This window comes from Aeromonas sp. BIGb0445, assembly GCF_024809075.1.
Lineage (GTDB): Bacteria > Pseudomonadota > Gammaproteobacteria > Enterobacterales > Aeromonadaceae > Aeromonas > Aeromonas rivuli.
This window is the reverse complement of record NZ_JANUES010000001.1, coordinates 291,331-306,379: the sequence shown is the minus strand read 5'-3', so window position 1 is coordinate 306,379 and position 15,049 is coordinate 291,331. Positions and strand designations below refer to the sequence as shown.

Annotated in this window: 11 protein-coding genes; 5 read left to right on the top strand and 6 right to left on the bottom strand. The window is 63.0% G+C overall.

The genetic code is table 11. The features are described 5' to 3' along the window. Positions 1 to 30: 30 nt before the first annotated feature. Genes M2367_RS01415 through M2367_RS01405 form a run of 3 tightly spaced genes read right to left on the bottom strand, consistent with a single transcriptional unit; the run spans position 31 to position 2,828 of the window. The gene (locus M2367_RS01415) at positions 31 to 1,737 is read right to left on the bottom strand and encodes a glycosyltransferase family 39 protein (protein WP_259235560.1); all 1,707 of its coding nucleotides are present in this window, start codon (positions 1,735 to 1,737) and stop codon (positions 31 to 33) included. A gap of 15 nt (positions 1,738 to 1,752) precedes the next feature. After that, the gene (locus M2367_RS01410) at positions 1,753 to 2,082 is read right to left on the bottom strand and encodes a lipid-A-disaccharide synthase N-terminal domain-containing protein (RefSeq protein ID WP_259235559.1); all 330 of its coding nucleotides are present in this window, start codon (positions 2,080 to 2,082) and stop codon (positions 1,753 to 1,755) included. A gap of 2 nt (positions 2,083 to 2,084) precedes the next feature. Further along, positions 2,085 to 2,828: a glycosyltransferase family 2 protein gene (locus tag M2367_RS01405; protein ID WP_259235558.1), complete on the bottom strand. Its 744-nt coding sequence runs from the start codon at positions 2,826 to 2,828 to the stop codon at positions 2,085 to 2,087. A gap of 293 nt (positions 2,829 to 3,121) precedes the next feature. Between M2367_RS01405 and M2367_RS01400 the strand changes: the two genes are divergently transcribed. Next, a complete protein-coding gene (locus M2367_RS01400; protein WP_259235557.1) occupies positions 3,122 to 4,291 on the top strand; it encodes a patatin-like phospholipase family protein in 1,170 nt (389 codons plus the stop codon). Positions 4,292 to 4,378: 87 nt separating this feature from the next. On the opposite strand, the gene M2367_RS01395 is transcribed toward M2367_RS01400, so the two are convergent. Then, positions 4,379 to 6,331, bottom strand: a complete 1,953-nt coding sequence (locus M2367_RS01395; RefSeq protein WP_259235556.1) for a monovalent cation:proton antiporter-2 (CPA2) family protein — start codon at positions 6,329 to 6,331, stop codon at positions 4,379 to 4,381. A 128-nt stretch (positions 6,332 to 6,459) separates the two neighbouring features. Between M2367_RS01395 and M2367_RS01390 the strand changes: the two genes are divergently transcribed. Continuing rightward, the gene (locus M2367_RS01390) at positions 6,460 to 7,365 is read left to right on the top strand and encodes a GGDEF domain-containing protein (protein WP_370736601.1); all 906 of its coding nucleotides are present in this window, start codon (positions 6,460 to 6,462) and stop codon (positions 7,363 to 7,365) included. A 92-nt stretch (positions 7,366 to 7,457) separates the two neighbouring features. Here M2367_RS01390 and tilS read toward each other — a convergent pair whose 3' ends face one another. After that, positions 7,458 to 8,801, bottom strand: coding sequence for a tRNA lysidine(34) synthetase TilS (gene tilS / locus M2367_RS01385; RefSeq protein WP_259235555.1), 1,344 nt, complete (start codon positions 8,799 to 8,801; stop codon positions 7,458 to 7,460). Between the two features lie 132 nt (positions 8,802 to 8,933). Between tilS and M2367_RS01380 the strand changes: the two genes are divergently transcribed. From M2367_RS01380 to M2367_RS01370, 3 genes are all read left to right on the top strand, one after another. Then, positions 8,934 to 10,964 (top strand): M13 family metallopeptidase, encoded by a 2,031-nt coding sequence (locus tag M2367_RS01380; RefSeq protein ID WP_259235554.1) that lies wholly within the window; start codon positions 8,934 to 8,936, stop codon positions 10,962 to 10,964. A 115-nt stretch (positions 10,965 to 11,079) separates the two neighbouring features. Next, entirely contained in the window at positions 11,080 to 11,517 is a 438-nt protein-coding gene (locus tag M2367_RS01375; protein WP_042040743.1) for a PliI family lysozyme inhibitor of I-type lysozyme, read from the top strand. A 379-nt stretch (positions 11,518 to 11,896) separates the two neighbouring features. Further along, positions 11,897 to 13,621, top strand: coding sequence for an ABC-F family ATP-binding cassette domain-containing protein (locus tag M2367_RS01370; protein ID WP_259235553.1), 1,725 nt, complete (start codon positions 11,897 to 11,899; stop codon positions 13,619 to 13,621). A gap of 78 nt (positions 13,622 to 13,699) precedes the next feature. Here the strand turns inward: M2367_RS01370 and yjeH are convergent, their stop codons facing one another. Continuing rightward, positions 13,700 to 14,989: an L-methionine/branched-chain amino acid transporter gene (gene yjeH, locus M2367_RS01365; RefSeq protein ID WP_259235552.1), complete on the bottom strand. Its 1,290-nt coding sequence runs from the start codon at positions 14,987 to 14,989 to the stop codon at positions 13,700 to 13,702. Positions 14,990 to 15,049 lie beyond the last annotated feature (60 nt).

Here is a 15,049-nt window from a genome sequence, read left to right as displayed (position 1 = left end):
CCCCTCCCTTCTTGGTCAACCTGCCTGAACTCAATAGACCAGCGTGGGGGCGTAGAAGAAGGGCTCGATGGTCGGAGTCAGGCCCCGGCATGCGGGGCGCAGGGCATCGGCACGGGCCAGCAACCAGTCGGTGCGGTGGCGATAGCCCAGACTCATGGTCTGCCGGGGGTCGAAACAGACACTGATGATGTTGCGCGAGCCCAGCACCCAGCGCCCGGGCATGGCCGCCACCCAAGCGGCAGCCTCCCAGCCCTGCACCCGGTTCTCCTCATGGTAGGAGTAGTGCCAAAGCGGCTGACGGGCGAACAGCAGATGCTGCTCCTTGAAGCCCACCAGCAGCAGCTGATCTCCCTGGGGCACCTCTTGCGCCGCCTTGACCATGATCTCCTCCGGGGTGCGCACCTCGTTGAGCCGCATCGCTATCTGGGTGGAATAGAGCAGCCAGCCGAAGGCCAATGAGCCGAGGATCCCTAGCAGCGGGGCCCGGTGCAATATGCCATTGATCACCAGCAGACCGAGACCCAGGATCAGCAGCGGCAACCAGGGATGATCCCCAAGCTCGGCCGCCTTGGCGGCCAGCCTGGCATTGAACATCAGTGCCAGAGCAGCGCCGATCCCCACCAGAGCGAGCAGCCAGCCCAACCCCTTGAGCAGCCGCACCGGCCAGACCCGGCCAAGCAGCTGGCCCAGCCAGGGCGCCGCCAGCAACGCCAGCACAGGGGTGCCCGGCGTGATGTAGACGCCGCGCTTGCCCGGTGACAGGGAGAAGAACAGCAGCATCAAGAGCAGATAGCCGAGCAGCAGTATCACCCGCCTGTCACCATCATTGCGAATGGCACGAGTCCAGCAGACCGCGAGCCAGGGTAGCAGCAGGGAGACCGGCAGCCAGAAGGGGGGGATGACGGCGGTGAAGTAGTACCAGAGGGGTTTGACGTGATGCCAGGCGTTGGCATAGCGGGTCACCGTCTGATGCAGCAGGATGTTGTCACGATAGGCTTGCAGCACGGCATCACCGCTCGATGCCACCGCCAGCACCATGGGCAGCAGCCAGAGGCCAATCGCCCCCAGCATCACCAGGGGGCCAAGCAGCCCCTTGCACCAGGCGGCGCGACTGGCTTGACGCAACGGCGCCCTGTGCGTCCAGATAGCCGGGATCAACACCAGTACCGCCAAGATGCCAACCCCCTTGGTGATGATGCCAAGACCCGCGGCAAACCAGCCGAGGTAGTACCAGCGCCAGCCGCCGCCCGCGAGCAGGAAGCGCAGGAAGCCATAGAGCCCCAGGGTGATGAAGAAACTCACCAGGGCATCGATTTGCGCCGTCTTGGCCTGCAGGGTGAACTGAACGGTAAAGAGCAGCAGCACCCCCGCCAGGAAACCCACCTGGGCATTCCACAGCCGACGACCGAGATCCCAGGTCAGCACCAGGGTACCGAGTCCCGCCAGCAGGGAAGGCAGCAAGAAAGCCACCTTGAGTGAGCCTGTCAGCAGATAACCGAGGGCAATACCCCACATGAACAGGGGCGGCTTGTCGGGATAAATCTCGCCGCCACGCATGGGAAACAGCCAGCGGCCGCTCTCGACCATCTCCTTGGCCACCAGGGCAAAACGAGGCTCGTCGGCGGGCCAGGGGTCGCGCAGTCCGATCCCCGCAGCCAGTATTACCAGGGCCAGCAGCATCAGCCAACCCAGGGTCTGGCGCGGTGATGCCTCCAGTAAAAATCGATCACTTATCATGGCAGCCCCTTGTCATCACCGATCCCCCCTGTCCCGGCGCCAGCCACGATGTTTCACATCCAGATAGAGGCTGTAGAGCGCGGTGAAGGCGGGAAACAGATTCTGCAACACACCGACCGAGTCTTGCTTGGGGGAGAAAATGAAATAACTGAGCGTCATCAGGCTGCCGAGTATGCTCATGTACCAGAACAGCCGCGGGATCACCGGCTTGCCCGCCCGCCTGGACGCGATGAACTGCACCAGCCAGCGCCCGCCAAACATCAAGGCCCCCGCATAACCGATGAGCTTCCAGCCGGTGACATGCAGCCCGGTCCATATCAGCCAGTCAATTTGGGTCTCCAGCATCATCAATCCAGCTGCTCCCTGACTTGGACTACCTTGGCCCTGCGCAGCAACCAGCAGACCCCGATCACATCCACAAGCCCGACCCAGAGCCGGTTCCAGACCCCGTATTTGGACGTTCCGGCCTGACGTGGCCTGTGGTTGACCGGGTAAGAGGCCATCTTGCCGCCATAGGCCTGGATCAGCGCCGGAATGTAGCGATGCATGTGGTTGAAGCAAGGCAGCGCCAGGTAGCATTCCCGCTTGAGCGCCTTGAGGCCACAGCCGGTATCGGGGATGCCATCGCGCAGCAAAAGATCACGAAAGCTGTTTGCCACTCTGGAGGAGAGTCGCTTGACCCAGTCATCCCGCCGGTTGACCCTGTGACCAATCAGGCCCACCAGCGCCGGATCCGCCTCATTGCGCCCCATCAATTCATGCAGCAGGCCGGGGATGTCGGCCGGATCGTTCTGACCATCCCCATCCAGTATCACCAGCCAGTCGCCACGGCCATGGCGCACCCCGCTCAGGACGGCAAAACTTTGGCCCACCCCCTGCTCATGGCGCAGCACTCTGAGCCTTGGAAAATCCTGCTTTATCCGGGTCAGAATGGCAACGCTGTCATCGGTGCTGCCGTCATCCACACAGATGAGTTCGTACTCGAACTGTCCATCCATGGCCTGGCGGATCTCGCCGATCAGGGGTTCCAGGTTGTCCCGCTCGTTCTGTGCCGGTATGACGATGGAGACGCTGATGTGCGCTGTTTGCATTGATGGGGCCTCAATTGATTTCACAACTCGCGTTACATTAACCAACAGCAAGGCTGAACCTGGGCTGGATTTACCCTGACTTTACACATGGGCTTAACTATTTTTATTAATAATGTTATAGACTTGTAGTCAAGTTACTGCCCAGCGTCCCTGACGGAAAATGACGCAGCTATGACATCTTATCTACTCTTGGCCGGGCGCTGGCAGAACCCATGTCACAGGATGGAACCCGACCGGCGGCTCTTGCTTTGAGCGCCACAGAACAACCTTGAATAGTTCCAAAGGCATCCGCTATGGCCAAACCTAACACAGCCCTGCTGTTAACCGGTGGTGGTGCTCGCGCCGCCTATCAAGTTGGCGCCCTCAAAGCTATCGCCGAACTCTACCCCCGCAATCAGGGGATCCCTTTCCCCATTTTATGCGGCACCTCGGCCGGTGCCCTCAACGCCACGGCCCTCGCCTGCCATGCCTCATGCTTTCACCTGGGAGTGCGTAAACTGGAGTGGGTCTGGCGCCGTTTCGAGACGCGCCACATCTTCGATTTTCACCCGGGACGCCTGCTCTGGCGTCTGCTCTACGAGGGGTCGGCGGGCCTGATCCATCCGGACCCGAATCGCGCCTTCAACCTGTTCGACAATAGTCCGCTGCGCAAGCTGCTCGAGCAGCTCATCGACTACCACCGCATCGATGACAATATCCTCTACGGCAGTCTGGAGGCCTTGGCCATCACGGCATCGGATTATGAGAGCGGCCTTAGCACCACCTTCTTTCAGGGGCGGTCTCAGCATCATCCCTGGGAGCGGGAACGCAGGCGCGGCATCCGTACCCTGATCACCTCAGATCATCTGATCGCCTCCAGTGCCCTGCCCTTCGTGTTCCCCGCCACCCGTATCGGCGAAAAATTCTATGGCGATGGCTCCATTCATCAGCTCAGTCCCCTGAGCCCGGCTATCCATCTGGGGGCAGAGCGGATCCTGGCCATTGCCCTGGCGCCACCTCCCCAACATAACCCGACTCAATACCGGGAGCGGCTGACCAGCTCCCACATCGCCAGTCACCTGCTCGACACCGTGTTCACCGACACCCTCAATTCGGATCTGGAGCGCCTGGGCCGCATCAACCTCACCCTGTCGCTCATTCCAGAGCGGGACAGAGCAAGGCTAAAACTCAAGGAGGTGGAAGCCTGCGTGCTCAAACCAAGCCAGGATCTCGACGTGTTGGCGCTCCCTTTTCTGCCCCAGCTGCCAACCGAGATGCGCCGCCTGCTGCGGGTGTTGGGTGTCAAGGGCGATGAGACCAGCAGCCTGGCCAGTTTTCTGATGTTCGTCCCCGGCTACTGCCAACAGCTCATCGCCCTGGGTTATCAAGACACCCTGGACGACAGATCCCGTGTCGCTCGCTTCCTCGATATCCAGAGCCCGGCCAGCGTCTCGCAAGTCACCGCAGTCCAACCCGCCAGATAGCGGCCAGGGCTATGTTCTTGCCGCCATTGCGCCGCCAGCGGCCTGGCGGCCTCCCAGCACACCCCATCCCCATCTTCCCGGCCTGCACTAGCGCCCCTCCAGCAGCCGTTGCTCTGCCTGCTCGATGGCGGCACTCGTGCCAAACAGCACCAGGGTATCCCCCGCCACCAGCAGCAGCTCGGCCCTGGGCTCCAGCACATCGCCCCCACGCTGCACCTCCTTGATGTGCACAGCCTCCAGGGCGAGATCCTGCACCTTGTGGCCTATGGCCCAGGCCTGCTCGCTCAGCACGAGCGGGTGCAGCCGCTCCAGGCCCTGATCCGTCTCCAGATCCGGGGCACTCTGCCCCCCCCAGTAAAAGCCATGCAGGAAGGAGTACTGGCTGTTGCGCTCCTTCTCCATGCGCCGGATCACCCGGCCTATGGGCACGTCACAGTGCAGCAACAGGTGGGACACCAGCATCAGGGTCCCCTCCTGGGATTCCGGCACCACTTCGTGAGCCCCGGCCTGCTTGTACTGCTCCAACAGGCGGTCATCCTGGGTGCGCACCACTATCTTGACCCCCTCTGTCAAACCGGGGATCAGGGAGAGCATGGCGCCGATCCGCTTGGCATCGTCGAAGGTGATGATCACCAGACGGGCCCGTTGCAGGCCCGCGGCCAGCAAGATCTCGCGTCTGCTGGCATCACCAAAGGCCACCTGCTCCCCCGCCAGCTTGGCCTCATTCACCCGCTCGGGATCCAGATCCAGTGCCAGGAAGGGGATCCCCTCCAGCTTGAGAAAGCGGGCACAGGTCTGACCGGCCCGACCGAAGCCCGCGATGATGACATGACCGCTCTTGCTCAGGCCCGACTGGGCCACTTCTGATTGGGAAAGCAGGGAAGATCGCGTCAGCCAGCGCGCCAGATCCTGGGAGCGCCCCACCAACCAAGGGGTGATGGCAATAGAGATAACGCCAATACCGATCAGCAGGGAGACGATATCCTGACCAAGCAAGCCGTGGCTGAGCGCCAGGGCCAGCAGCACGAAGCCAAACTCGCCAACCTGACTCAGCATGATGCCCGCCGCCATGGCATCGCGTTTTCGCTCCCCCATCAAGCGCCCCGCCAGCAGAACCAATAGCGATTTGAACAGCACCAGCAGCACCACAATGCCCACCACCTGCCACCAATGGCGCGCCACCTGCTGCCACTCCATGGCCATGCCGATGGTGATGAAGAAGAGCCCCATCAAGACATCGCGAAACGGCTTGATGTCCACCTCCAGCTGGTGACGATAGTGGGACTCCCCCAACATCATCCCCGCCAGGAAAGCACCCAGGGCCATGGAGAGCCCCATCCACTGAGTGAGAGAAGCCGCAAGCAGCGCGACCAGCAGGGCGCTCAGTACGAACAACTCGTCGGAGCGGGCCCGGGCAACCTCATGAAACAGGGAGGGCAACCACCACTTGCCCACCGCCAACAGGCCGAGCAGGACCAGCAAGCCCTTGAGTAAGGCCCAGGCGACCGCAACCAGCAGGGCATCGCCCTGGGCTTCGGGCTCGGCCAATATGGGGATCATCACCAGCAGGGGCACCACGGCCAAGTCCTGAAACAGCAGGACGCTGACCCCAAGCTGGGCACGACGGGTATGCAGCTGCTTCTGCTCCCCAAGCTGTTTGATCACCACCGCAGTCGAGGAGAGGCTGAGGGTGCCCGCCACCACCAGTGCCTGGGGCAGGGTCAGCCCCCACCACCAGCCAATCCAGCAAAACAGCGCCGTGGTCAGGATCACCTGCAGCCCCCCGACCCCGACCACCAGGCTGCGCATGGCAATGAGCTTGGAGAGGGAGAATTCGAGGCCGAGAGAGAACATCAGGAAGACCACCCCAAGTTCCCCTAGGGTGTGCATCATGGCTTGCTCAGTGACCCACGCCAGACCATAGGGGCCGAGCAGCACGCCGGCGATCAGGTAAGCGAGGATCGCCGGCAGGCCCAAGCGCCGGAAAACCGCCACCAGCAACACGGCGGCAAACAGCAACGTCAAAAATTCCGTATACAATTTTTCCTCCTATTTTATCGACTTAAGTCTAGCCAGCCGGGGTTGCCCCTATAGGACATATTTTGGGCGCGGATCTTGCAGTATTTGGCACCATGGTGGGCCTGGGTGCCGCTTGGGAAGGAAATAGAGTGGATAATTCAACATCGTGGAGAGGGGCAAACGCCTCTGTCGGTTATGACGCAGCGCAGTGGATCCGCCAACTGGATCACCTGACGCCCGTGATAAGTCAGCCAGCTCATGGCTTGCTCGAGCGCTTGCTCGGCCAGCAGACGCTGAGCGAGCTGCTGGCAATCTTTGCCCGCACGGCGGCAAGGATTGTCCGCATCCACAGCCTCTGCCTGGAGGGCACCCACCACCACAGCCTGATCCAGTGTCTGCCCCAGGATCAGATCAGCCTGCACAGCTACCAGTTTCCGCTCAAGGATGGCCAGGGTCTCTGCCTGGGACAGCTCCATTATCAGCTGATCCAGACCCCCAGCCAGCAGCAGACTGCTGAGTTGCAGGCCTGTCACCGCCAGTTCGAGCTGGCGCTGCCCCTCTACCTGCGTCTGGCCAATCTGGAACAACAGGTGCGTCTCGATCACCTGACCGGGCTTGGCAACCGGGCCTATTTCGATGAAGCCCTCGGCCGCGCCGTCGAGCAGCACAGCCGGGATCCTCATGGCTTGGTGTTGGTACTGCTGGATCTCGATCGCTTCAAGCAAGTGAATGACACCTGGGGCCACCCGGTCGGTGACCTGGTGCTCAGCCGCTTCGCCCAACTGCTGCAGCAGTGCATCCGCGCCACGGATCAGGCGTTTCGGATCGGGGGGGATGAGTTCGCCTTGCTGCTGCAACCGGCCGATGCCGAGGCCTGGCGACCGGTCTGGCTGCGGCTGCAACAGATGCTCCGCAGCCACCAGGAGCTCGTCAGCTTCGAGGTCGGCTGCTCCCTTGGCGCCGCTAACTGGCTGCCGGGCATGGACGTCTACACCCTGTACGAGACCGCGGATAGCCACCTCTACTCCCGCAAGAAAGCGGAAGGCGCTGGCTAAGCAGTCATGCCTGTCTGCATCCAGGGATAGCCAAGCCATGAGCTTGCGCTGTTTAACAAATCCGGGGCGGCCAATGGCCGCCCCGGGTATTTTCATGGCAAGGGCTCGGCATCGTCCGGCGAGTCCAGCCTCTGCCAGGCCAGCCCCAGGCCACCGGTCCGGGCAAAGCCCTCGCAGATGAAGAGATCCAGGGCCGCCGCGGGCGCCTCGCCATAGAAGAGAATGGGGATTCGACCCCGCTGCCAGGAGGGCACCCCGTACTCCTGCCACAATTTTTTGAGGCGACGGCTCCCCCCTCGCCCCTGCGGGGTGAGGGTCTGGCCAGGGGCCACCGAGAAACGAATGGAGAGCGGCTCATCCGCCCCGGGCAGCCTCAATGTCCCCTCGGCGCCGATGCGCAACTGCACGCTGCCAAGCCGATCCGGCAATGTCACCCAGCGACCAGGAACCAGGGGGATCTGCTCGGTCAGCGGCACCAGATCCGGGCGCACCAGATAGAGCAAGCCCTGATAACGACGGCAACTCACCCGACCCCAATTGAGTTGAGGATTGGCATCCGGACGAGCCAACACCAGTTCGTCCCACAACCGGGCCAGCTGATCCCGGGCCGGCATCTCGCCACCCTGGCGCCGGATCCAGTGACGCAACAGGTTATTGCGCCTGGCCGGACTCAACTCATGGAGCGGGGCGATGCGCAACGCCTCCCCCTCTCCCGCCAACCGCCAATCCTCGGCCGCCAGCTCTTCGAGCAGCGCCTGCTGTTCCGCACAGAGGGCCATGCTGCGGGCCGCCGTCTGGGCGATGGCCGGCCAGCGGGCCCTGAGCCCGGGGATCACCCGCTGGCGCAGGAAGTTGCGATCGTAACTCACGTCCACATTGCTCTCATCTTCCACCCAGCTCAGCCCCGCCTCGCCGGCCGCCTCGGCCAGCTCCTCGCGGCCAGTGGTCAGCAAGGGGCGCAACAACCATCCCTGACCAAATGGCTGGCTCGGCACAATGCCGGACAAACCCCGTGGGCCTGCGCCACGCTTGAGGGCCAGCAAGAGGGTCTCCAGCTGATCGTCCTGATGATGCGCCGTGAGCAACCAGCCCCCAGGCGCCAGCGCCGTGCTCAACTGGTCATAGCGGGCGGTGCGGGCCTGCGCCTCCAGGCTCTCGCCATTGCCCCGGTTCAGCGCTACCCGCGCCACCTGCAGCGGCACGCCGAGCTGCCGACAGAACGCGGCGCACTGCTCGGCCCAGGCATCGGCATTGGGGCTGAGCCCATGGTGCACGTGCAGAGCACGCAGGGGCAGCTGCCGCTCGCGGGCGAAACGCTCGGCCAGCAAGAGCAGCAGGGTGGAGTCGAGACCACCGCTGTAAGCCACCAATAAGGAGCTGGAACTTGTTGGCGTCGGCAGGGTCTGACAGACACGTGAATAGAGTTGAGAAATCATAGGCTTCCCCGGAATAGACGGGCCGATCTTAGCAGATGCGGACTTATCAAGCTGTAACCGGACTGCTAGAGTGAGACTCGCCTGCTCGCACCCTGAGCAAGGAAGCAAATAACTCGAATTGGAACAAGTACAATGCACAACAAGAAAAGCATACTGGCCGGGTTGATAGGCTTGGCCCTGCTGGCCGGTTGTAGCCAGGGACCTGCCCAGGATCAGGCCCACTCAGGGCTGACCTTGGCCAACATGGATACCCGCATCAAGCCCGGCGACGATTTTTTCCGCTATGCCAACGGCCACTGGCTCGCCAGCGCCAAGATCCCCGATGACAGACCCGCCGATGGCGCCTTCTATACCCTGCGCGACAAGTCCCTTGCCGATGTTCGCACCCTGATTGAGGCGCTGCCCAAGGATGCGCCCCAGGGCTCTGAAGCCCAGCAGATACGCGATTTCTACGCCAGCTATCTGGATAAAGCTGGCCGTGATGGCAAGGGCATGAGCCCGCTTCGCCCTCTGCTCGCCGAGCTGGATCAGGTGACGGATAGCCGCACCCTGGCCCAGGCCCTGGCGCGAACCGGCAAGGTGGGCGGTGGTGCCCCCTTCGGCTTCTGGATTGGACCCGATGCCAAGGCGCCGACCCAGTACAGCGTCAACATCGGCCAGTCCGGTCTCGGCCTGCCAGACCGGGACTACTACCTCAAGAGTGATGACGCCAGCGTGCGCCTGCGCCAGCAGTACCAGCAGCATATCGCTGGCATGCTGACCCGGGCCGGTGAAACCGATGCCGAGGCCAAAGCCAAACAGATAGTGGCGCTGGAAACCGCCATCGCCCGCATCCAGTGGGACAAGGTCGCCCTGCGTGATCGGGAGAAGAGCTACAACAAAGTTGCCCGCGGCGATCTCAGCCGCCTCGCCCCCCATATCGACTGGCAGAGCTATCTCGAGGAGGCGGGCATTGCCGCCCAGCCGACCCTGATCCTGGGCCAGCCCAGCTACCTGCAAGCCCTGGACAAGCTGATGGTGCAGACTCCCGCAGCCCAGTGGCGCGACTACCTGAAATGGCAGCTCATCAGTGACTATGCCCCCTATCTCGACAGCGACACCGACCAGGCCAACTTCGCCTTCTTCGGCACCGTCCTGAGCGGTACTCCCAAGCAGCGTGCGGCCTGGGAGCGAGCATTGGCGGTACTCGATGCCCACCTGGGCGAGGCCGTCGGCAAACGCTATGTGGCGCAATATTTCCCCCCCGAGGCCAAGGCCCGCATGGAGCAACTGGTCGAAAACCTGCGCATCGCCTACGGCCAGAGCATAGATACCCTCGACTGGATGTCACCGGCCACCAAGGCCCAGGCCAAGGAGAAGCTCGCCAAGTTCAGACCCAAGATTGGTTACCCGGACAAGTGGCGGGACTACAGTGCCATCCAGGTCAACGCGGATGATCTGGTCGGCAACCTGCTGCGCGCCCAGGCCTTCGAGTATCAGGAGAGTCTCTCCCGGCTCGGCACCCCGGTCGACAAGGATCGCTGGTACATGTCGCCCCAGACGGTGAACGCCTACTACAACCCAAGCAACAACGAAATCGTGTTCCCGGCGGCCATCCTGCAGCCCCCCTTCTTCGATCTGAACGCCGATGATGCGGTCAACTATGGCGCCATCGGCGGCGTCATCGGCCACGAGATGGGTCATGGTTTCGATGATCAGGGCGCCAAGTCCGATGGGGACGGCGTGTTGCGTGACTGGTGGACGCCGACCGATCTCAAGGAGTTCAGGTTCCGCACCAGCCGGTTGGTCGCCCAATACAACCGCTTCGAACCCATAGCGGGTCAGTTCGTCAACGGTCAGTTCACCCTGGGGGAAAACATTGGCGACCTGGGCGGCCTCACCATTGCCCACAAGGCCTACCTGTTGTCACTCGATGGCAAGGAGGCCCCGGTGCTCGACGGCTTCACCGGCGAACAGCGCTTCTTCCTCGGCTGGGCCCAGGTGTGGAAGGGCAAGTATCGCCCCGAGCTGATGCAGATGTTGCTCAGTTCGGATCCCCACTCCCCGCCCGAATACAGGGTCAATGGCGTGGTGCCCAATATTCCCGCCTTCTACGAGGCGTTCAAGATAGACCAGGGCGACAAGCTCTATCTGGACCCGGCCAAACGGGTCAAGATCTGGTGATCGCCGCCTCGTCGAGGCAGATGACAGGCGCCGGGCACAGATGCCCGGCCCACTGGTTTCAATCCGTGACAGGCAACCCTGTTTGCCAGTCACCGCAGTAACAAGGGTCAAATCGATGAAAACCTTGCTCATGACACTCGGCCTGCTCAGCCTGCCACTGACCGGCCAGGCGGCGGATGGTTTCTTCAAACAGCTGACGCTGCCCTCCGGTCAGGTGATCACAGTCAGCGAGGGGCGCGGTGAACCCGCCTCCACCGGCAGCTACGGCGTGCGCCTCTACACCGGAGCCAACCCCCAATTTCCCCTCGACCAGTTCATCGATGGCAAGATCTTGCCCCGCGACGGCAGCATCAAGGAGCTGACACTGCAGGATCTCAACGGTGACAAGCAGCCCGAACTCATCGTCATCATCGAGAGCGCTGGCAGCGGCAGCTATCTCAGTGCCAGTGCCTTCATCATCGATCCCCAGCAGGGGCTCGACAGCTTCAACCACGTGGAGGGGTTGGCGCCAAACGATGATGTGATCCAGGCACTCAAGACCCCTAGGGATTAATGGACAGTGAAGCCGGCAGCCTGCCATGCAGGCTGTCGCTTTGCTTGCGACAGACAGTGAGATGCGCTGTTCGCCACACTCATCACCAGGGGATCACGCCCTCTGGTTCGCCGATGGACGCTTGTTTTTTTCTGTGCTTATAATCGCCTCACTGTGCCATGACAAAACACAAGGAGGTAAAAAATGGTAATCCCAACGTGTCCGATGTTCTCGGCTCGTCTGTTCGACACTTTCCCCAGCTCTTGCCTGCATAAGATCGCGCTGCGATAGCGGGTTCGAGCAAAGCCGACTCCCTTCTTGACCGAGACCTTTCTCGACCATTGTCGCCAGCGCTCCTGATGACAGGGATCTCCGATCCCGCATTTTAGAGAGCAACAGCATGACAACATTGATGAGTACCCACTCCCTGCAGATGAGCGCAGGTCACCTTCCCCTGTTCGACAATATCGACCTCAGCATCCAGAGCGGTGACCGCATCGGCCTCATCGGCGCCAACGGCAGCGGCAAGAGCACCCTGCTCGCCCTGCTGGCTGGCCAGATCCAGCCCCATGATGGACGCGTGCAACAGGCCGCCCCCTGCCGCTGCGAGTTTGTGGCGCAGCATTTACCCACTGCGTTGCAAGGGCTCAGCACCCGCGCCGTGCTGGAGCAAGCCGTGGCAGGGGATCCCGCCCTTGGTTGGCAGGTGGACAAGATGCTCGATGAGCTGCAACTCGCCGAGCAGGCCGACTTGCCGGTCACTACCCTGAGCGGTGGCCAGCACAGCCGCCTGCAGATAGGCCGCGCCCTGCTGCGCCAACCCAATCTGCTGCTGCTCGATGAGCCAAGCAACCACCTGGACTTGCCCGCCCTGCTCTGGCTGGAGCGCTTCTTGTCGAGCTGGCGCGGCGCCTTCGTGCTGGTCTCCCACGATGGCCGCCTGCTCGATCGGGTGACCCAGCACACCCTGATCCTGCGGGACAGGCGCATCTACCGCTTCGCCCAGCCTTGCAGCCAGGCCAGGGCGGCGCTGGTGGAAGAGGACGACAATGCTCGCCTGCGCCGGATGGATGAGCAAAAAGAGATAGACCGCCTGAGTGCCAGCAGCAAACGCCTCACCATCTGGGGGCGGGAACATGACAGCGAGAAGCTGATACGCCAGGCCAAGTCCATGGAGAAACGTATCGTGAAGCTGCAGGAGGAGCAGAGCCTGGTCGGCGCCGGCGCCCCCTGGCGACTCGAACTGCACGGACTGGGGCTGCCCGCCGATGCCCTGTTGCGGCTGGAAGCCCTCGACGTGCGCCCGGCGCCACAGTTGCCGCCCCTGCTGCGCGCCGAGGATCTCTGGTTGAAATCCGGTGACAGGGTCGCCCTGCTCGGTGCCAATGGCACGGGGAAATCCTCCCTGCTGCGCCAGTGCTGGGCCGAGATAGGTGAACGGCGCCAGGCAGAGGGCTGGTACCGCCACCCCGCAGCCAGCATCGCCTACTACGATCAATCCCTGCAGCAGCTCGATGACGGGGCCACCCTGAGCGACGCCCTCTACGCCCTGGCGCCGCGACCGGCGGTGACCCTGCGCCAGGCCCTGATCCGGGCAGGCTTCCCCTACACCCGTCACGGCCAGCGGGTCTTGAGCCTGAGTGGTGGCGAGCGGGCCAGACTGCTGTTCCTCGCCCTCTCCCTGGCGAGTCACCACCTGCTCTGGCTCGATGAACCCACCAACCATCTGGATCTGGAGGGCAAGGAGGAGCTGGCCGAGGCACTGACCGGCTTTGCCGGTGGCGTCTTGCTGGTCTCCCACGACCGGGATCTGATCGAGCGCAGTTGCAACCGCTTCTGGGTGATCAAGGGGGGGCGCATTGTCGAGGCCCACAGTGCCGAGCGAGCCTATGCCGAGCTGCTCGGCCATGAACTGGCAGGCCCATCAAGCAGTCCGATCCCCACGGCCCTCTCTCAGCCCCAGGCCACGGCAGCGGAGGATGACGAGGCCATGCTGGCACGCTGGTACGAACTGGACAGCTTGCTGGCGGCCGATCTCGCCCGCAAGCCCAGGCATCAGACCCCACGGCTGCAACAGCGCTGGCGCGACGAGCTATCCCTGCTCACCGAGCGGCTTGGCCTCTGAGCACTGCCGCCAATCATGATGACAAAGCCCCGCATTGCGGGGCTTTGACTGGGTCGCGTCGGCGCCTTGTGACAGCGGTTACTCGATAACGGAGCAGCTGCCCCCCTCGGCCGCGCCCTGGCGCTGACGACACCTGCGCCGCCACAGGGCGAAGAGCCCATAACCCAGGGTCAGCAGCAGGGCATAGATCCCCTCGGCGGCCAGGGCGACCATGACGGCCGCGCAGAGCAGGGCACTCAAACCCGCCAGCCACTTGCCGCCGCCTGCCAACAGGCGCCAGCCCGCCGCCATGCAGAGCAGATAGACCAGTACAAAGTTGCCGTTGGCGTAGCGGATCAGGGTATCGAGGGGCAGCCGCCACCAGAGGATCAGGGTGATGGAGGCGACACAGATACCGAGCACCAGACAGAGCGCTCGCACCGGGGCCCCCCGCGTCGACAGGGTTGCCAGGGAAGCAGGCAGCTTGCCCTCGCGCGCCATGCTCCAGATGAGCCGTGCAAACCCCTGTAGATAGATGTTGATGCTGGCAAAGCAGGAGAGATAGCCGAGGATCGCCACCAGCCACTTGGCGGTCGGCCCGAACAAGAGCGCCAGCAGGGTAGGAATGGCGGTGGCATTGGTCGCCTCGTCGCCATAGAGGCCGTACTTGAGCACGACCAGGGAGTGGATCCCGTAGATGAGCCCCGCCAGCAGCACACCGCCAAGCAGGGCAAGGGGATAGTCGCGCCCCGGGTTTTTGAACTCCTCCCCCATGTGGGCGAAGGCTTCCAGACCGACGAAGCACCAGAACATCACCGCCAGCGCCGTGGCCATGGCGGGCCATTCAGCTGCCGTCGGCAGAGGCTGAGCGGCATCACGCCAGCCAATCTCGCCCTTGAGGGCGATAAGCAGGGTCAGCCCGACGATGGCCAGGGCAATGAGCAGTTGCAGATTACCCGAGGAGCGTGCGCCGCGCAGACCGAGCAGCAAGACGCCGAGCAGGGTCAACAGCTGTATGGCCCACAGGGTCAGCTCACCAAGTTCGAACAGGGCATGCCAGAATCCCGCCGCTATGGTGAGGGCCGCAGGTAATCCCACCGGCAGCACCGCCAGAAACAGGAAGGCGGAGTAACGCTCTGCGCCGGCTCCAAAGGCCTTGCCGATAAGATGGGGCGCCCCGCCCGCATGGGGATAGCGGCGCCCGAGCCGGGCAAAGGTAAAGGCGATGGGCAGCACCAGCACGATGAGCAGCACCCAGGCCCAGAGGGAGGCTCCCCCCGCCAGGGAGGCCGCGGCGGCAGGTACCACGAAAATCCCGGTACCAAGCAAGGAGGTCGCCAGCAACCCCATCCCCTGCCACAGTCCCAGATCCTTCTTTAAGCTCGACATTTTCCGTTGTCCGATGTGAAAATCGTCCACCATGTTAGGCCAATTCGGCCTCGCAGGTAA